The organism is Klebsiella sp. C283 (genome assembly GCF_048822555.1).
GTDB classification, from domain to species: domain Bacteria; phylum Pseudomonadota; class Gammaproteobacteria; order Enterobacterales; family Enterobacteriaceae; genus Klebsiella; species Klebsiella quasipneumoniae.
On record NZ_JBMEZS010000002.1, the window covers coordinates 101459 to 117361 of the forward strand.

The window sequence follows — 15903 nt, forward strand, 5'->3', positions numbered from 1 at the left end:
TGGTCGTCACTGTCGCACGCTGAGGAATGTGTTGAATATCGCAATGTTCAGGATAGTTAATCCTGAAAATCAGGATGGTCAGCTGGCCCGCTCTTATTTATGTGTTGGTTATGTTTTACGACTTGCTCAGGCCAACCGTCAGGCGGCTCTTTTTCGCGCCACGATAAACAGACGCGGGAAGCGCAGAAGCACCATTCCGTTACACTGTAACGGATAGTGGTCGGCCAGCAATGCCAAATAGCGGGTCAGAAAGGCGCTCCTGGCCGGTTCATCTAGGCCCGTCAGATAAGGTCGCAGTCCGGTGCCCTGCAGCCAGTCGACGATCGCCTGATGCGAAGCGAGCGGATGAAAATAGGTGGTGCGCCAGATATCAACTTCGCAGCCCTGACGGGTGAGCAGATCGTACCAGGCGTTCGGCGGAAGCAAGGGCTGGCGACCACGGTCCGGCAATCCCAGCTCGCCGGCGACCTGACGCATCAGAGTATGGGAGGGCTCCTGCCAGTTATCCGGCATCTGCACCGCCAGCGTACCGTTCTCCGCCAGCTGGTTAACCAGATGCGGAAACAGCGTCTCATGATCCGCCAGCCACTGCAGCGAGGCGTTGGCATAGATGACGTCTGGCGGTTGCGCAGGCCGCCAGCTGGCGATATCGGCCTCGATAAACTCACAGTCAGGTAAGGCCTGCGTCGCCTGGCCCAGCATGGCCGGGGAGTTATCGATACCGACGATCGCCGCCAGCGGCCAGGCGGCACGCAGCAGGCGGGTACTGTTGCCCGGCCCGCAGCCAAGGTCAACGACGCTCTCGACCTGCAGGTGAGCGATACGGGAAAGCAGGTCAGCCGCCGGGCGGGTGCGCTCAGCGTCAAACTGCAGATACAGGGAAGGGTTCCAGTCGGCCATCGGGCGTTGTCCTGTGTAAGGGAGACAGGGCAAAGCATAGAACGCCCGGGGCCGCCTGTCAGGGGGAAATGATCCACTGCAGCATCTGCCGTGCGTGACAGTGTCACCGATAAAGTGACCTCAGCAGGCTATCCCGTGCGTGATGTGCACATTGTCAGGGAGTAAGCGGATTGGGCAGCATCTGCGCCCGCAGCGGGCGCAGTGGCTTATTCGGCGTTCTTGAGCGCTTCGGCGCGGCTGGCGGTGGCGTAAACAAAATCCAGCATCGGCTCGAGATCGGTATCGTAGCCGGCCTGAATAATCTTCCCGCGCAGCCATTCGATTTCACTGGTGATATCGGGAGGGAAAATGTTGTTATCCTGCGCCCGGCGCAGCCATTTCAGCAGAAAGTTGTTCTTTCCTCTGATACCGCCCGACTTTTTCGACTTTCCGTGCATCTTCAGCGCGACCAGGACGCAGTAATAGAAATGAACGCGCTGATTAAAACTTTGGTGCATGTCTGTGTTTCCCGCCAGAATCAGGAATTCACCGTGTGGGTCAGTGATTCGGATTGGACTACGGCGGCGGGCCGGATCGTTGCGCGATCTCTGTTGTTTTCCGCCACCGTCCTTGCATCTGTCGCCAGACGCTGAAGGGGATGTTGGCACGGAAGCCGAATCGTCGTCAATTGCCGATTCGTTTTTTGCCGGTGTCGGCGGCCCGCGGCGTTCCGCGAGCCGGGCCTGGCTACGTCCTGACCGCGGCCCGCTGTTGCAGATATACGCGTAAAATCAGCAGGAAAGCGAACACTACGACGATTGCCGCCAGCAGATACAGGGTGGCGAGATCGTAGTAACCGGCGACCCAGCCGGCCAGCGGCCCGGTCAGCCCCAGCGCGAGATCAAGGAACGCCGAGTAGGTGCCAAGGGCGGTCCCCTGGTTTTGCTCTTCCACCTGTTTTACCGCCTCAACCCCCAACGCCGGGAAGACCAGCGAAAAACCCGAGCCGGTGAGAAAGGCGCCGATCCCCGCCACCCAGGCCGACGGCGCCAGCCAGATAAGCAGCAGGCCGAGACATTCGATGACGAAGCAGGCCAGGGATACCGGGACCCCGCCATAGCGAGTGATGGTGTTCCCCAGCACCAGGCGAACACAGATAAAGCCGACGCTGAACAGCGAGAGGGTAAACGCGGCGCCCTGCCAGCTGTGCGCGGCAAAGTAGAGGGTGATAAAGGTGGCAATAACGCCGAAACCGACGGTGCCAAAGGCCAGCCCCAGCCCATAAGGCCAGATTTTGCGCACCACCGCGTGAAAGGGCGCTCTGACGCCGGCGGTCACGCTGACGTCCTGCCGCGTGCGGGCGAACAGCAGGCCGATGGCGGCGACCAGCACCACCACCGTGGCAAAGCCGCTGATGCCGAAATACTGGTTAAGGGTGACCCCCAGCGGCGCGCCGACCGCCATCGCCACATAGGTTGCCACGCCGTTCCAGGAGATCACCCGCGACGTATGGATCGCGCCGACGGTTTTGATCCCCCATAGCGTGGCGCCGGTGGCGGTAAAGCTTTCGCCGACGCCAAGAAACACCCGGCCCGCCAACAGCGCGGCAATCGCCAGCATCGGCATCGCCTGCAACATTACCGCCAGCAGCGTGAAGGCGCCGCTGAGCAGACAGCAGACGATCCCGAGGCTAACCACTTTTTTCGGGCCCCAGATATCGGTGTAGCGCCCGGCGTGCGGCCGGCTTATCAGCGTCGAGATGTACTGCAGGCTGATCACGATCCCGGCGACAAAGGTGCTGTAGCCCAGCTGATAGTGAATATAACCCGGCAGAACGGCCAGCGGCAGACCAATAGAGAGATAACAGATACAGGTAAAAACAACGATCGAAATGATGCGCAGATTAAGTTGCGTGGTGCTGACGGAAGTGCTCATAGGGATAAAGGGTGAATACATAGGGATGTTTAGCATAACGCGCCGCGAAGAGGCTGGCGAGTGGCGAGGGCGTTTTATCCGTGATCGATGGCCTCGCCGCCGTCATTAACGGTGTTGCCGCTGACGCCGGCTTCGGGGCATGATGACGGTATCTTGCCGCCGCCTTGAGGAGAGAATATGTCCCAGGAATTCGCCGATATTGACGTTATGTTCATTGCGGGCTTCGGCCCTATTACCCAAAGCACCGCGCAAAGCCGTGATTTCTATTGTCAGGCATTGGGATTACCGCTGAAGTCGATGCCGGGTAACGAGGCGTATCTGCTTAGCGAGCAGGATGCCATCGGCGGGGTGAAGCATTTTGCGCTGTGGCCGCTGGCGCAGGCGGCGCAGTCCTGTTTTGGTCAGGAGCAGTGGCCGGAGACGGAGCCGGTGCCGCAGGCGTGGATTGAATTTGAGGTCCGCGACCTTGCTGCGGCGACGGCGCGGCTGCAGCAGCAGGGGTACCATCTCCTTGTTGCCGCGCGCGACGAGCCGTGGGGGCAGACCGTAACCCGTCTGCTCAGTCCGGAAGGTCTGCTGGCCGGGCTTACCGTGACGCCGTGGCTGCGGGCGGAACAGGCTTAACGCCCCCGCCGGGCGCGGTGCGGGTCACCTCCGGGAGGTTATTGAGGCTCCTCGTGATGTGAAACGTTTCGCACTTCCCCCCAGGCGCGGTTTTGCAGCACGGTGCGATAGCCGTCGCGGTCGACGAAAGTGACGCCGTTGACCTCCCAGTAGGGGTTGAATGCCGTGACGCGCAGAAACCCGGCGGCGTCCATGGCGCTGCATTGTGCCTTCCAGGCCTCAGGCTGAGAATAGTACAGCACCAGCAGATCTTCATCTCCTGGCGAGGGGGTAACGGGATGGTGGCGGCAGTGGGTGAATTCCAGATGCCAGCTGGCATCCGGCGAACCGATCATCATCCCGCTGAATCCTTCATGATCGGTAAAGCTTCCAAGTTGCTGCAGCCCCAGCCCGGCGCAATACATGCTGGCGGTGCTCTCCAGTTCGCTGACCGGTCTGGCGATGCGCATGTGGCAGAACGACATAATGACTCCCAAAAGGTGTAGGCCGGGTCAGGCGCAGCCGCCACCCGGCAAAAAAGCGGCATCATGGCCGCGACCTGGCGCCCGGCGGCGCTGCGCTTGCGCGGGCCTACGGAGCGGAGGCGCCCTGTAGCCGGCTAAGCGCCGCCAGTAGGCCGGGTCAGGCGCAGCCGCCACCCGGCAAAAAGCGGCATCATGGCCGCGACCCGTCGCCCGGCGGCGCTGCGCTTGCGCGGGCCTACGGAGCGGAGGAACCCTATAGCCGGCTAAGCGCCGCCATGTAGGCCGGGTCAGGCGCAGCCGCCACCCGGCAAAAAGCGACATCATGGCCGCGACCTGGCGCCCGGCGGCGCTGCGCTTGCGCGGGCCTACGGAGCGGAGGAACCCTATAGCCGGCTAAGCGCCGCTATGTAGGCCGGGTCAGGCGCAGCCGCCACCCGGCAAAAAAGCGGCATCATGGCCGCGACCTGGCGAAAACGATTTTGTCGCTCGGGTGGATACTGTAGCGGCAAAACGCCTCTGCGTTTGTCGGTAAGAGCTCAGGTTCGCCTCCGGCGAGTGCGTCGCGGTTTCCTCTTTTAGCTTAGCCGTTCGCGGCGCTTTGCAACAGGATGCGCCACTCGCTGAGGGCGGAGGTGCTGAACCCCTGGCGCCAGATAAGCTGGGTGGTCGCCTCGCACAGCGGTTCGCTTAGGCTGTTTTCGGGAAGCGTCATCAGCGCCAGCACGCTCTGCGGCAACAGGCAGGCGTAGCGCCCGGAGGCCACGCAGGCCAGCATGCTGTGATAGGAGCTCACCTCATGCACCTCCACGGCCGCCTGTTGTTCCGCCAGCCAGCGCTCTCCCAGCGTCCGATAGCTGCAGCCGCTGGCAAATGCCGCGAACCGCAGCGGGCCAGCGCTCTGCGGACGGACCAGCATCAGGGTTTCCTGAAACACCGGGACAGATCCCAGGCCGGGCGGGCATGCCGGTTGGCCATCCGTCCCTGGCGGCAGGCAGACCAGCGCGGCATCAAGGGCGGCGGTTAATACCCCCTCGGTTAACTGGCGGGTCGGCCGGGTGCTGAGCGTGACATCCACCTGCGGGCACCGCTGTTGGAAGCGGGTGAGCAGCGGCGGCAGACGGCTGGCGGCGGTCGCCTCCATCGCGCCCAGCCGCAGGCTGCCGCCGGGCGTGGTTGGATGCAGACTCTGCTTTGCCTCTTCCGCCAGGCTCAGGATCCGCCGGGCATAGCTGAGAAACTGAACGCCTGCCGGCGACAGCACCATTTTTTTGTTGCCGCGGACGAAGAGTTCCACGGCAAGCTCCTCCTCCAGTTGCTGAATACGGGTGGTGATATTGGACTGGGCGCGGCCAAGCCGTTTTGCTGCCAGAGTGACGCTTTGCGTGTCGGCCACCTGGATAAAAATCTGCAGTGTGCTGTGGTTCATATTTTTATTCTCAATATGATAATGATGTTGATCTTATCATCTTTAAAAGAGATGGTAAGCCTCCGGCATCGCTCATGAACGAGGAACCCATGCAAAATTCACTGCTTTCGCTTCTTGATATTGACTACCCCCTGATCCAGGCCCCGATGGCGGGCGTTTCCACCCCCGCGCTGGCTGCCGCGGTGAGTCATGCCGGGGCGCTAGGTTCGCTGGGGCTGGGCGCTTCAACCGTTGCCCAGGCGGAAGCGATGATCGTCGCCACCCGCCAGCTGACGGACCGGCCGTTCAATGTCAATCTGTTTTGCCATGCGCCGCCCCGGCGCGACGTCCGACGGGAGGCGGACTGGGCTGAGACGCTGCGCCCCCATTTTACCCGCTTTGGCAGTATCCCTCCGGCGTCGCTTAGGGAGATATACCAGACGTTTATCGGCCACACCGCCATGCTGGAGCTGCTTCTCGATCTCTCACCCGCGGTGGTGAGCTTTCATTTCGGCCTTCCTGAGCGCGAGGCGATCCAGCGCCTGCGACAGCAGGGGATCGTCACCATGGCCACGGCGACGTCGCTTAAGGAGGCGCAGGTCATTGAGGAGCAGGGGATTGACGTGGTGGTCGCTCAGGGCTTTGAGGCGGGCGGGCACCGGGGGATCTTCGACCCGCAGGAGCCAGACGCGCAGATGAGCACCTTTACTCTGGTGCAACATCTGCGGCGTCAGCTGACCATCCCGGTGGTCGCCGCCGGGGGCATCATGGATGGCGCGGGGATCGCCAGCGTGATGCAGCTGGGGGCGCAGGGCGCTCAGCTCGGCACGGCGTTTTTACTCTGTCCGGAATCGGCCGCCGACGCCGGCTACCGCGCGGCGATCGCTAACAGCATTGACGGGCGTACGGTACTGACCTCAGCGATATCCGGGCGTCCGGCACGTTGTCTGGCGAATACCTTCTGCGCAGTGGGGGAAGCCTGTCCGGCGAGCGCTGTGCCGGATTATCCGCTGGCATATGATATCGGCAAAGCGCTGGCCGCCGCCGCGAAAGCCCAGGGCGTCCATGAGTATGGCGCACACTGGGCCGGGCAGGGTGTGGGGTTGATCCGCGAGTGTGACGCCGCCAGTCTGGTCCGCCAGCTGGCGGCTGAGTGCGGCTGGAATTAATATCTGACGGTTAGCGGCGGTGTGCCAGGCGGCGCACCAGCCGATCGCCGGCCATTTGTACGCCCTGAACCATCGCCACCAGGATCAGCACCGTGCCAAACATCACCTCATTATTGAACCGCTGATAGCCGTAGCGGATGGCGAGGTCGCCGAGTCCGCCGCCGCCGATCACCCCGGCCATCGACGAAAAGCCAATCAGCATCACGATGGTCAGCGTAATCCCGGCCAGCAGCGTCGGCAGGGCTTCCGGCAGCAGAGATTTAAAAATCACGTGCCAGACGTTGCCGCCCATCGACAGAATGGCTTCGATTCTCCCATAATCCACCTCGTCGAGCGCGTTTTCCGTCAGGCGGGCAAAGAACGGAAAGGCGCCGATGGTCACCGGCACGATAGCGGCGGTGCTGCCCAGCGTGGTGCCGACGATCAGGCGGGTAAAAGGGATCAGCGCGATCAGCAGCACGATAAACGGTAACGATCTGCCGATGTTGATCACCGCCCCCAGCAGCGCGTTCAGTTTCGGCATCGGCGCGAGGCCGTTGGCGCGGGAAATAAATAACAACACACCGGTGGGCAGCCCGATCAGCACGGTAAACAGGGCCGCCAGGCCCACCATATAGAGCGTATCCAGCGTGCCGTCGAGTAATAACGGCCACAAATCTTCCCAGCTCATGCTACTCCGCATAATGGCCTCCCCTGAACGCCGTGACGGGTAAGAAAATCCTGTTCAGCCTGCGGGTCGTGCAGCAGCGACTGACGCAGCCGCGACCACGGGGTCACCAGCAGGTCGGCGAGTTTGCCGCTTTCGACAATTTCGCCCTGTTCCAGCAGCGCCGCGTGGTCACAAATGGTTTTCACCACCTCCAGCTGGTGCGTTATCAGCACAATGGTCAGATTGAGCCGCTGGTTAATATCCGCCAGCAGAGCCAGCACCGAGGCGGTGGTCTCGGGATCCAGCGCGCTGGTCGCCTCATCGCACAGCAGCACCTCCGGTCGGGCGGCCAGCGCCCGGGCGATGCCGACGCGCTGTTTTTGCCCGCCGGAAAGCTGAGACGGGAAGGCGGCGGCCTTGTCGCTGAGATCCACCAGCTCCAGCAGTTCGCGCACCCGCGCTTCGCGAGCGGCTCGCGGCACCCCGGCTATCTCCAGCGGCACCGCGATGTTGTCGGCGACGGTGCGGGCATGCAGCAGATTGAAGTGCTGGAAAATCATCCCGGTACGCAGGCGATAATCCCGCAGCGCCGCCTTATTCAGCTGTGTAATATCCTGTCCGTTCACCAGAATGCGGCCCGAGGTGGGCCGCTCCAGCAAATTGAGACAGCGGATGAGCGTACTTTTGCCGGCGCCGCTGCGCCCGAGAATGCCGTATATCGCCCCTTTCGGGATCTGTAACGCGATATCGTTCAGCGCCGGTCGGCCGGTTCCGGCGTAGGTTTTGCTCAGCCCTTCGATGGTTATCATGACTGAGGGGCCACCGGGATCACCGAGCCGTTGTAGTTTTTACGGATAAACTCCGCTACCTGCGGCGACGTCAGGTCTTTCGCCAGCGCCTTAATGCGCGGGTCATTGGCCAGGGCTGGGGTGGTCACCAGGATATTGGCGTAGGGGTTATGCTCGGCGCTTTCCAGCCCCAGAGCGTCTTTCGCCGGCACCAGCCCGGCTTCGAGGGCGTAGTTACCGTTAATCACCGCCAGGTCGACATCGTCGAGGGAGCGCGGGATCTGCGGCGATTCAATCTCCAGGATCTTCAGGTGTTTCGGGTTCTCGACAATATCCTTCGGCGTCGCCAGAGTGGTGGCCGGGTCGGTAAATTTAGGGTCCAGCTTGATAAGCTTCTGCGCCTGCAGCAGGAACAGCGCACGGCTCAGGTTGGTGGTGTTATTCGGCACCGCCACCGTGGCGTTGTCGGGCAGCGACGAGAAATTTTTATGTTTATGCGAGTATATCCCCAGCGGCTCAATGTGCACGGTGGCCGCGACGGCAAAGGTTTTACCCAGCGCTTTTTCCTGATCCTTCAGGTAGGGAACATGCTGGAAGTAGTTGGCATCCACGTCGCCACTGGCCAGCAGTTCATTGGCGTTGACCCCGCTGGTCAGCTCCACCACCTTCAGATCGAGGCTGGGATCGATTTTTTTGATGTAGTTGAGGATCTCCGCGTGGGGAACCGGGTCCGCGGCGACGCGCAGCGCGGCGGCCTGGGCTGACGTCCATGCCAGAGAAAGAGACAATGCGACCCCTGCCAGTTTAAAAGCGGCATATTTCATGGTGTGTTCCTTTTTAGTTATGGTTAAACGATCAATTGCTCGGCGCGTTCGCGAAACACGTCCTGATAGTAGCGTTCCGCCACGTCCGGATGGGAACGCAGACGGCCCTTGAGATAATTCCAGCCGACATCGCGCAGCAGCGGATTGAGCGGGTCGCTGTCCGGACCGCGCGCCTCACGCGCCAGCTCGGGCGGTAGGGTATAAACCGGCACCACCGCGTCAAGCTGGGCGCCAAGGAAAAAAGCGATGGAGAGGCGCTGCTGCTGCGCCGGCGGCGACACCACCCGGTGAACGGTAGCGCGCAGATAGCCGTTGGTGGCCAGCTCCAGCAGTTCGCCAATATTGACCACAAAGCTGCCGGCCAGCGGCACAGCGTCGATCCACTGCCCGGGCGCCACCTCAACCTGCAGCCCTTTCTGTTCGTCCTGCAGCAGGAAGCTGAGAAAACCGGAATCTTTATGGGCGCCGACGCCCTGGCTGCTTTGCGTCTCCTGCTGGCCGGGATAGCGGATCAGTTTGATATGCTCGTTGGGTTTGTCGCCATAGAGTCGGTCAAAGGCATTCTCCGGTAGCTGCAGCGCTTCGGCAAAGGCGCGCAGCAGGCGGATCCCCACCTGGGTCATCTGCTGTTGCCAGTGAAGTAATACCGGTTTAAGCGACGGCAGGGCGGCAGGCCACAGATTCGGACCCTGCAGGCGCTGCCAGCGCGGGGCGTCATCGCTGAGGGTCAGCGCCGGACGTTCGGCGCCGATATCAAACTGCTCTCGCCAGTCAGGCTGGCCGCGCGTCAGCTCAGAGGCCGCGCGGTTATAGCCGCGAAAATGGGGGGAGTGGATCATCGCCACCTGCTGTTTTTGCGCCTCATCGAGGGCAAAAAAGCGTTGGGACTGGCGCTGAACTTCATATTGAAGCGCGTCGTCGACACCGTGGTTGATCAGATAAAAGAAGCCGATGTCGCGGGCGGCGTGGCGCAGGTCGGCCAGGAAGGCCGCTTTATCCGCGGGGTCCGCGTAGCGGGCCATATCGAGAATCGGCAGGGTTGTCGCGTTCATTGTTTTCTCCGAAAACGGGATAATATGTTATGGGTCGATTCAGGTTCAGGGTTCGGGCACAACAGCAGCGCATGGTGATTTCCTCTGTTCGGGGCTGAGCACAGCTTGCCTCATGGCCAGATAATCAACCAATAACGTTATTTTCTAATTTATGTTCGCGCGGGGTTCAGTGCTTTTGCGTTAAATAGATAAAGGCGTAAGGGCGAACTGAAGCCGTTGCGCCCGTCACCGAGAGTCAGTAAGGTGGGCGCACTTTTTTAATGCGGAACGGATGTATCCTCATGCACAGTTCAAAAGATCCCCTGCACGGCGTGACGCTGGAAGCGCAGCTCAATGCCCTGGTCGCGCGCTACGGCTGGGCGGAAATGGCCCGCCAGGTCAACATTAACTGCTTTAAAAGCGATCCCAGCATCAAGTCCAGCCTGAAATTTCTCCGCCGGACGCCGTGGGCGCGTAAAGAGGTGGAGGCGATGTATCTGGCTTCGCTCTACGACGATGCGCCGGCAGAGAAAGCGGATCCATGGGCAAACTGGCAGAAAAAATAACCCTTACCACAGGACATCATTATGCAGAGCTGGAGCAGTAAAGATTTCACCGCAGACCGCGCGTGGGGCGCGCTGGATATCGCCAATTTTTCCGGTACCACCGTGCGCCTGCACTGGACCGACCAACCCTATATCTGGCACATCAACGACGGTCAGGAGGTGTTTGCCGTCATGGATGGTCAGGTGGCGATGCATGTGAAAGTCAACGGCGAGGAGCAGGTGATCGTGCTGAACGCCGGCGATATCTTCTACGCCGAGGTGGGATGCGAGCATGTCGCTCATCCCCAGGGGGCGGCGCGTATTCTGGTGATTGAGAAAGAAGGGTCGGTCTGATCCCGCCGGCGGGCCATTCGTTAGTCCGCCGTTTCATCGCCTGTCAGACTCCATATACCGCGTTGATATAAATCACTTATCCAGCTTTCGATATACTTAATTCTTGTTTGCCATTCCCTTCACCCCAGCACTATCTTTTGCCGCAGACGCCTGAACAGGCACAACCGCGGGAGAGATCATGGCAACCTTGCAGTGGGACCACGCAGTACAGTTTGTGAATCAGCCGGAAGCGGCGATTGAAACCTTTGCCGGACAGCAGCTGCGGGCGGTGGCCGGCGGGCGCCATCCGGGATGGGGAACCCGCAATGCGCTGAGCTATTTTGGTCTGACCTATATCGAATTCCTCGCCATTTCCGACCCGGACGAACTGCGCGCCGCGACGGACAGGTTTCTGCTCTCGCGGGATGCCGCGCGGTTGCTGCCGGAGAACGAAGCGCTGTTTCGCGTCGCGCTGCGCAGCGACGACATCGACGCTACCCATGACCACTTGCGTCGCAAGGGGCTGGCGGTGTCACCGATCGTCGATGGCCAGCGCCACGATCCGCAGGGCAATGTCATCCGCTGGCGGATCTTCACCATCGATGGCGACACCGACGGACTGGTCTATCCTTTTGTGCTGCAGTGGGGAGAAGACGACGAGACCCGGCTGGCGCGGCTGCGCGCCCAGGGGCTGGACGTGCCTCATCCGCTGGGCGACATTGTGCTCGAGCAGGCGGTGTTCGAGGTGGACAATCCGCAGGCGGTGCGCGATCGCTGGCAGGCGCTGCTGGGCTTCCCGCCACAGGTGGAGCAGGGGCTGGACGTGGGCGGCCAGTGGTTTACTTTCCGCGAAGGAGCCGCCAACCAGCTGACCGAACTGGTGTTTCGCGTCGCCAACCCGGCGCTTAAGGGGCAACGCTTTCGCGTTGGCAACGGCGTGTATCGCTTTATATAAAGGCTGACTCTAGCGTGCCGTGGCGCGCAGGGCCCCCGGCGGCTGGCCGGTGATGCGTTTGAAAGCCCGGCTGAAGGCCGCCAGCGACTGATACCCGAGGCGGAAGGCCACCTTTTCCAGCGCCTGGCCTTCGTGGGTGATGTACTGCACCGCCAGCCGCATACGCAGCTCGGTCAGATAGCGGGCGGGGGTGGTGCCGGTGGCGGCAAGAAAACGCTCGGCGAAGAGAGAGCGCGACAGCCCCGCCTCCCGCGCCAGATCTTCCACTTTCCAGTTCACGCCCGGACGCTGATGCATGGCGTAGATCGCTTTCGCCAGCCGGGGATCGCGCAGGACCTGCACCCAGCCGGTGGCGTTACCGCACCCGCATGCCACCCAGCCGCGGACAATCAGCGCGGCCACCACGTCCGCCAGCCGGGCGAGGATCCCGGCATAGCCCGCCTGGCGGGTGAGCGATTCCCGCTCCATTGCGGCCAGCAGCGGCTGGATCTCCGGCCAGGTGTGGAGCAGGCAACTCACCCGCATCACCTCGGGCATGGCCTTCACCAGCGGCTGCATGCCGCCGAGCTCAAAGTCCATGCAACCGCTGAAAATCACGGCGCGCTCCGGGCAGTCAGGCTGGCCGCCAGCGTTGATGCAACTTACCGTGCTGCACACCGTTTCGCTGTTCAGCTGCGCCACATTCACCACCGCGGCCTGCGGATCGGAGAGCAGGGCGTGTCCGTCACCGTTGGGAATAAACAGCGCGTCGCCGCTCTCCAGGGTGAACTGTTCTCCGCTGGCCATGCGCAGCAGCACCGGCCCGCGGCTGATGAAATGGAACTGGGCTTTGCCCGCCACGGCGCTAAAGCCGACGCCAAACGGGCGGGAGGTTTCGATGCGCCGGTAATTCACGCCGGAGAGGCGCATACCGCGCAGCAGTTCGCTGGTCAGGTCGATAGTAGGCTGGCTCATGGTAATTCCGGACGAATAATCAATAACTGAAGAGTATGCATCATATATCGTCCAGAGGTAAGCCCCTAAGATGGCCAGGATGTTAATAAACCTGGAGAGATGTATATGACTTCCTGCATAGCTGCTGATGCAAGCCTGACCCCCGTCAGGCCTGCCTGGCGTGCCGTCTATGCCCTGGCCCTCGGGGTGTTCGGCCTGATCGTGGCCGAGTTTCTGCCCGCCAGCCTGTTAACGCCGATGGCCAGCAGCCTCGGCGTCAGCGAAGGGATGGCCGGGCAGGCGGTGACCGCCACGGCGCTGGTGGCGTTAGTCACCGGCCTGCTGATCGCCACCGCCACCCGCAATATCGACCGCCGCTGGGTGCTGATGTTTTTTTCCGTGCTGCAGATTGTCTCCAGCCTGATGGTCGCTTTTGCCGGTTCGCTGGCGTTTCTCCTGCTCGGTCGTCTGCTGCTGGGGATCGCCATCGGCGGTTTCTGGGCGATGTCCACCGCCACGGCGATGCGTCTGGTGCCGGCGGCCCATGTGCCGAAGGCGCTGGCGATCATCTTTTCCGCGGTATCTGTCGCCACGGTGGTGGCCGCGCCGCTCGGCAGCTACCTCGGGGAGCTGATCGGCTGGCGCAACGTGTTTATTCTCTGCGCGATACCCAGCCTGCTGGCGCTGCTCTGGCAGCTGTGGGTGCTGCCCTCCATGCGCCCGGAAAGCGTTGGCACCTTCTCCACGCTGTTCAGGGTGCTGCGCCGTCCCGGTATGCTGGGCGGCATGCTGGCGTCGATCCTGATTTTCAGCGGCCATTTCGCCTTCTTCACCTACCTGCGTCCGTTCCTTGAGACCGTCGCGCAGGCCAGCGTTGAAGGCGTTTCACTGATTTTGCTCGGCTTCGGTATCGCTAACTTTATCGGCACCTCGGTAGCGAGCTATCTGCTGAGCCGCAGCCTGCGTCTGACCCTGGCGCTGGTGCCGCTGATGATGAGCGTCCTGGCGCTGCTGATGGTGACGTTTGGTCATCTGAGCGTGCTCGACGGGCTGCTGGTCGCCCTCTGGGGGTTTGCCTTCGGTCTGGTGCCGGTGGCCTGGTCCACCTGGCTGGCCACCACCGTGCCGGATGAGGCGGAAAGCGCGGGCGGTCTGCTGGTGGCCTCTATTCAGCTGGCCATCAGCGCCGGCGCCGCCGGCGGCGGGGCGGTGTTCGATCTGCACGGCGCCAGCGGCGTCTTCACCGGCAGCGGTGTGCTGCTGTTGACCGCGATGGTCGTGGTTTTCACCGCCGTGCGGGTGAAACCGGTCGCCCGCGCCGACCAGCCGGAGACCGGTCGCTTATCCCGCGAGATCGATAACTAAATTGGCCGACAGGCTGCGGGAGCAGCACAGCGCAATATGCTGCTCCGCTGCCTGTTTTTCCGCCTCCGACTGCACGGTATCCCGGTGGTCGACCGTTCCCTCCCGCACCGGCGTCAGGCAGGCGCCGCAGATCCCCATTTCGCAGGAGAGCGGCACATCGACGCCATGCTCCTGCAGCACCCGGGCGATGGTTTTGTTCCCCGGTACCGGCCAGCGCTCCCCGGTGGAGGCGAGGGTGATGGTGAAGGTTCCGTCCGCCGCCGAGGCCGCCGTCGTGGCGGGCGGCTGGAACGCTTCGCTGTGCAGTTGCGCCTCCGCCCAGCCGGCCGCCAGCGCGGTGTCGCGCACCTGGTTCATAAACCCTGCCGGTCCGCAGAAATAGACCCGGGTGTCGGCGTCCGGCGCGCCCAGATCCTGCGTCAGCCGCAGGCGCGGACTCTGTCCGTCGGCAGAGCAGTGGATCAGGCAGGTTCCGCCGGTGAGCTGGCTGGCGATCTCGGTGGCGAAGGCGGCCTCCTGCGCGCGGCTGACGTAGTAGTGCAGCGTAAAGCTGGCGCCGGACGCCGCCCGGGCGTGGGCCATCGCCAGCAGCGGCGTAATGCCGATCCCGGCGGCGAGGAGCACCACGTGGCCGCCCCCGCGCAGGGGAAAGTGGTTGCGCGGGGCAGAGATCAGCAAGGGCTGCCCCGGACGCAGGGTGTCATGAATATAACGGGAGCCGCCTCGCGACTGCGCCTCGCGGGCGACGCAGAGCAGATAGTGATCCCGCCCGGCCGGGCTGCCGGTCAGCGAATACTGACGGATAAGCCCGCAGGGGAGATGGAGGTCGATATGGGCGCCGGGCGTCCACGCCGGCAGCGGTTGCCCATCGGCGCTCACCAGACGAACGGCCAGATTTTTCGCGCCCTGGCGCCACAGGCCATCGACCACCACCGGGAGTATGTCGCGCATAAGACCTCCACTCATACCAGAAAGAAATTGCCAAAGCCCATCTTCTTCAGCCCGCGCCGGTAGGCGATAGAGCTGCGGTCTGCCGGAATATGCGCCTCCAGGGTCAGATCCAGCGGCAGCCGCTCCGGGCGCTGGGTCTCAACCATCAGGCGATCCTCCTCAAACACCCGCAGGTTGAACGCATGAACGTCTTCTACCGGCACATGCAGGTCAAAATTGCGGGCGATAGGGGCGAACATCCGCGTCACGCGCGACGACACCGGCGAGGCGGCGTTCATGATCACCAGCTTCGCATCGGCAGGAAAATGGATGGTCAGCGTGGCGGTGAAGGGCAGATGCATTTCAAAGTGACGCAGCCACTGGAACCCTTCCGGCGCGCGGAAATCGGAGCTGGCCGGATAATTGCCCACCGAGCTCCAGTAGTCGGCAACAAAACCGAACGGTGTCTCCTGCGGGGTGTAGTCCGGCACCTGCTGATTGTCCGGGTCGGCAAAGGTATCAGTGTGGATCCACGCAAAGTGGGCGACATCGAGAAAGCCTTCGACCTGGCGGCCGGCAAAGCCCTTCACCTCGAAGGCCGGGCAGTTGATTTGCTGAAAGCCGGCGTCGTCCCAGTGCGGCATGGTCGGTAACGGCGGCGGATTGTCCGGATCGCAGGCCAAACAGGTCCAGATCAGCCCGTAGCGCTCCTCCACGGCGAAGCTGGTGAGATGCAGTTTGGCTGGAATGGGTTGCCCCGGACTGGAGGGGATGCGGTTGCAGCGGCCATCCTCGCCAAAGCGCAGGCCATGATAGGGGCAGACGATGCCTTCTTCTTCATGAAACCCCAGGGTCAGCGGGACGCCGCGGTGCGGGCAGACGTCGCGGGCGACCACCACCTGACCTTTAATGCGATAGATAACCAGCTGTTCGTCCAGCAGGGTGGCTTTCACCGGGGCGCCGCCAATATCGCAGGCGCGGGCCACCGGGTGCCAGCAGCGGGCCAGCCGCAGCCAGTCCTCTGGATCAAAGGTGCAATGGGCGGGGGGCGTCGGGATGGTTGTCTTCATGATT

The 15903-nt window shown here is 62.5% G+C and carries 18 protein-coding genes; 6 read left to right on the top strand and 12 right to left on the bottom strand.

Going from position 1 to position 15903, the window contains the following annotated elements; translation table 11 throughout:
- Positions 1 to 138 precede the first annotated feature (138 nt).
- From tam to ACOI7Z_RS03530, 3 genes are all read right to left on the bottom strand, one after another.
- A complete protein-coding gene (gene tam, locus ACOI7Z_RS03520) occupies positions 139 to 900 on the bottom strand; it encodes a trans-aconitate 2-methyltransferase (protein ID WP_137916265.1) in 762 nt (253 codons plus the stop codon).
- Between the two features lie 206 nt (positions 901 to 1106).
- Positions 1107 to 1397 (bottom strand): hypothetical protein, encoded by a 291-nt coding sequence (locus ACOI7Z_RS03525; RefSeq protein ID WP_008804940.1) that lies wholly within the window; start codon positions 1395 to 1397, stop codon positions 1107 to 1109.
- A 229-nt stretch (positions 1398 to 1626) separates the two neighbouring features.
- Positions 1627 to 2814 carry an MFS transporter gene (locus ACOI7Z_RS03530; RefSeq protein ID WP_023289646.1) on the bottom strand — a complete coding sequence of 396 codons (1188 nt, stop codon included), beginning with the start codon at positions 2812 to 2814 and terminating at the stop codon, positions 1627 to 1629.
- A 177-nt stretch (positions 2815 to 2991) separates the two neighbouring features.
- Between ACOI7Z_RS03530 and ACOI7Z_RS03535 the strand changes: the two genes are divergently transcribed.
- Positions 2992 to 3438 (top strand): VOC family protein, encoded by a 447-nt coding sequence (locus ACOI7Z_RS03535; RefSeq protein WP_137916264.1) that lies wholly within the window; start codon positions 2992 to 2994, stop codon positions 3436 to 3438.
- Between the two features lie 38 nt (positions 3439 to 3476).
- On the opposite strand, the gene ACOI7Z_RS03540 is transcribed toward ACOI7Z_RS03535, so the two are convergent.
- Together ACOI7Z_RS03540 and ACOI7Z_RS03545 are read right to left on the bottom strand one after the other, a co-directional pair.
- Complete coding sequence (locus ACOI7Z_RS03540; RefSeq protein ID WP_048297490.1) at positions 3477 to 3902, bottom strand: VOC family protein; 426 nt, start codon at positions 3900 to 3902, stop codon at positions 3477 to 3479.
- A 580-nt stretch (positions 3903 to 4482) separates the two neighbouring features.
- The gene (locus ACOI7Z_RS03545) at positions 4483 to 5328 is read right to left on the bottom strand and encodes a LysR substrate-binding domain-containing protein (RefSeq protein ID WP_023289650.1); all 846 of its coding nucleotides are present in this window, start codon (positions 5326 to 5328) and stop codon (positions 4483 to 4485) included.
- Between the two features lie 89 nt (positions 5329 to 5417).
- Between ACOI7Z_RS03545 and ACOI7Z_RS03550 the strand changes: the two genes are divergently transcribed.
- On the top strand, positions 5418 to 6476 hold the full coding sequence (locus ACOI7Z_RS03550; protein WP_373877080.1) for an NAD(P)H-dependent flavin oxidoreductase: 1059 nt from the start codon (positions 5418 to 5420) through the stop codon (positions 6474 to 6476).
- 10 nt (positions 6477 to 6486) lie between these two features.
- Here ACOI7Z_RS03550 and ACOI7Z_RS03555 read toward each other — a convergent pair whose 3' ends face one another.
- The 4 genes from ACOI7Z_RS03555 to ACOI7Z_RS03570 are packed head-to-tail and all read right to left on the bottom strand — an operon-like array spanning position 6487 to position 9789.
- Positions 6487 to 7146 (bottom strand): methionine ABC transporter permease, encoded by a 660-nt coding sequence (locus ACOI7Z_RS03555; protein ID WP_021440109.1) that lies wholly within the window; start codon positions 7144 to 7146, stop codon positions 6487 to 6489.
- The gene (locus ACOI7Z_RS03560; protein WP_023289653.1) at positions 7143 to 7934 is read right to left on the bottom strand and encodes a methionine ABC transporter ATP-binding protein; all 792 of its coding nucleotides are present in this window, start codon (positions 7932 to 7934) and stop codon (positions 7143 to 7145) included. Before ACOI7Z_RS03560 ends, ACOI7Z_RS03555 begins: the two co-directional genes overlap by 4 nt.
- Positions 7931 to 8737 (bottom strand): MetQ/NlpA family ABC transporter substrate-binding protein, encoded by an 807-nt coding sequence (locus tag ACOI7Z_RS03565; protein WP_032452814.1) that lies wholly within the window; start codon positions 8735 to 8737, stop codon positions 7931 to 7933. The genes ACOI7Z_RS03560 and ACOI7Z_RS03565 overlap by 4 nt, the downstream gene beginning before the upstream one ends.
- Positions 8738 to 8760: 23 nt before the next feature.
- Positions 8761 to 9789 carry an isopenicillin N synthase family dioxygenase gene (locus ACOI7Z_RS03570; protein ID WP_137916262.1) on the bottom strand — a complete coding sequence of 343 codons (1029 nt, stop codon included), beginning with the start codon at positions 9787 to 9789 and terminating at the stop codon, positions 8761 to 8763.
- A gap of 281 nt (positions 9790 to 10070) precedes the next feature.
- On the opposite strand from ACOI7Z_RS03570, the gene ACOI7Z_RS03575 reads away from it, so the two are divergent.
- The 3 genes from ACOI7Z_RS03575 (at position 10071) to ACOI7Z_RS03585 (ending at position 11601) form a co-directional block, all read left to right on the top strand.
- Positions 10071 to 10334, top strand: coding sequence for a VF530 family DNA-binding protein (locus tag ACOI7Z_RS03575; protein ID WP_137916261.1), 264 nt, complete (start codon positions 10071 to 10073; stop codon positions 10332 to 10334).
- 21 nt (positions 10335 to 10355) lie between these two features.
- Positions 10356 to 10667: a cupin domain-containing protein gene (locus ACOI7Z_RS03580; protein WP_023289656.1), complete on the top strand. Its 312-nt coding sequence runs from the start codon at positions 10356 to 10358 to the stop codon at positions 10665 to 10667.
- Positions 10668 to 10845: 178 nt separating this feature from the next.
- The gene (locus tag ACOI7Z_RS03585) at positions 10846 to 11601 is read left to right on the top strand and encodes a VOC family protein (RefSeq protein ID WP_137916260.1); all 756 of its coding nucleotides are present in this window, start codon (positions 10846 to 10848) and stop codon (positions 11599 to 11601) included.
- A 9-nt stretch (positions 11602 to 11610) separates the two neighbouring features.
- Here the strand turns inward: ACOI7Z_RS03585 and ACOI7Z_RS03590 are convergent, their stop codons facing one another.
- The gene (locus ACOI7Z_RS03590) at positions 11611 to 12555 is read right to left on the bottom strand and encodes an AraC family transcriptional regulator (RefSeq protein WP_044522989.1); all 945 of its coding nucleotides are present in this window, start codon (positions 12553 to 12555) and stop codon (positions 11611 to 11613) included.
- Positions 12556 to 12660: 105 nt separating this feature from the next.
- Here ACOI7Z_RS03590 and ACOI7Z_RS03595 point away from each other — a divergent pair, with 105 nt between their 5' ends.
- On the top strand, positions 12661 to 13899 hold the full coding sequence (locus ACOI7Z_RS03595; RefSeq protein WP_137916259.1) for an MFS transporter: 1239 nt from the start codon (positions 12661 to 12663) through the stop codon (positions 13897 to 13899).
- On the opposite strand, the gene hpxE is transcribed toward ACOI7Z_RS03595, so the two are convergent.
- Together hpxE and hpxD are read right to left on the bottom strand one after the other, a co-directional pair.
- Positions 13876 to 14850, bottom strand: coding sequence for a molybdenum cofactor-independent xanthine hydroxylase subunit HpxE (gene hpxE / locus ACOI7Z_RS03600; protein ID WP_171003147.1), 975 nt, complete (start codon positions 14848 to 14850; stop codon positions 13876 to 13878). The genes ACOI7Z_RS03595 and hpxE overlap by 24 nt on opposite strands.
- An 11-nt stretch (positions 14851 to 14861) precedes the next feature.
- Complete coding sequence (gene hpxD, locus ACOI7Z_RS03605) at positions 14862 to 15899, bottom strand: molybdenum cofactor-independent xanthine hydroxylase subunit HpxD (protein WP_137916257.1); 1038 nt, start codon at positions 15897 to 15899, stop codon at positions 14862 to 14864.
- Positions 15900 to 15903: the final 4 nt, after the last annotated feature.

Bases quoted from the DNA above. Each gene is read 5' to 3' on its own strand.
- tam (WP_137916265.1), bottom strand. From the start codon at position 900: ATGGCCGACTGGAACCCTTCCCTGTATCTGCAGTTTGACGCTGAGCGC.
- ACOI7Z_RS03525 (WP_008804940.1), bottom strand. From the start codon at position 1,397: ATGCACCAAAGTTTTAATCAGCGCGTTCATTTCTATTACTGCGTCCTG.
- ACOI7Z_RS03530 (WP_023289646.1), bottom strand. From the start codon at position 2,814: ATGAGCACTTCCGTCAGCACCACGCAACTTAATCTGCGCATCATTTCG.
- ACOI7Z_RS03535 (WP_137916264.1), top strand. From the start codon at position 2,992: ATGTCCCAGGAATTCGCCGATATTGACGTTATGTTCATTGCGGGCTTC.
- ACOI7Z_RS03540 (WP_048297490.1), bottom strand. From the start codon at position 3,902: ATGTCGTTCTGCCACATGCGCATCGCCAGACCGGTCAGCGAACTGGAG.
- ACOI7Z_RS03545 (WP_023289650.1), bottom strand. From the start codon at position 5,328: ATGAACCACAGCACACTGCAGATTTTTATCCAGGTGGCCGACACGCAA.
- ACOI7Z_RS03550 (WP_373877080.1), top strand. From the start codon at position 5,418: ATGCAAAATTCACTGCTTTCGCTTCTTGATATTGACTACCCCCTGATC.
- ACOI7Z_RS03555 (WP_021440109.1), bottom strand. From the start codon at position 7,146: ATGAGCTGGGAAGATTTGTGGCCGTTATTACTCGACGGCACGCTGGAT.
- ACOI7Z_RS03560 (WP_023289653.1), bottom strand. From the start codon at position 7,934: ATGATAACCATCGAAGGGCTGAGCAAAACCTACGCCGGAACCGGCCGA.
- ACOI7Z_RS03565 (WP_032452814.1), bottom strand. From the start codon at position 8,737: ATGAAATATGCCGCTTTTAAACTGGCAGGGGTCGCATTGTCTCTTTCT.
- ACOI7Z_RS03570 (WP_137916262.1), bottom strand. From the start codon at position 9,789: ATGAACGCGACAACCCTGCCGATTCTCGATATGGCCCGCTACGCGGAC.
- ACOI7Z_RS03575 (WP_137916261.1), top strand. From the start codon at position 10,071: ATGCACAGTTCAAAAGATCCCCTGCACGGCGTGACGCTGGAAGCGCAG.
- ACOI7Z_RS03580 (WP_023289656.1), top strand. From the start codon at position 10,356: ATGCAGAGCTGGAGCAGTAAAGATTTCACCGCAGACCGCGCGTGGGGC.
- ACOI7Z_RS03585 (WP_137916260.1), top strand. From the start codon at position 10,846: ATGGCAACCTTGCAGTGGGACCACGCAGTACAGTTTGTGAATCAGCCG.
- ACOI7Z_RS03590 (WP_044522989.1), bottom strand. From the start codon at position 12,555: ATGAGCCAGCCTACTATCGACCTGACCAGCGAACTGCTGCGCGGTATG.
- ACOI7Z_RS03595 (WP_137916259.1), top strand. From the start codon at position 12,661: ATGACTTCCTGCATAGCTGCTGATGCAAGCCTGACCCCCGTCAGGCCT.
- hpxE (WP_171003147.1), bottom strand. From the start codon at position 14,850: ATGCGCGACATACTCCCGGTGGTGGTCGATGGCCTGTGGCGCCAGGGC.
- hpxD (WP_137916257.1), bottom strand. From the start codon at position 15,899: ATGAAGACAACCATCCCGACGCCCCCCGCCCATTGCACCTTTGATCCA.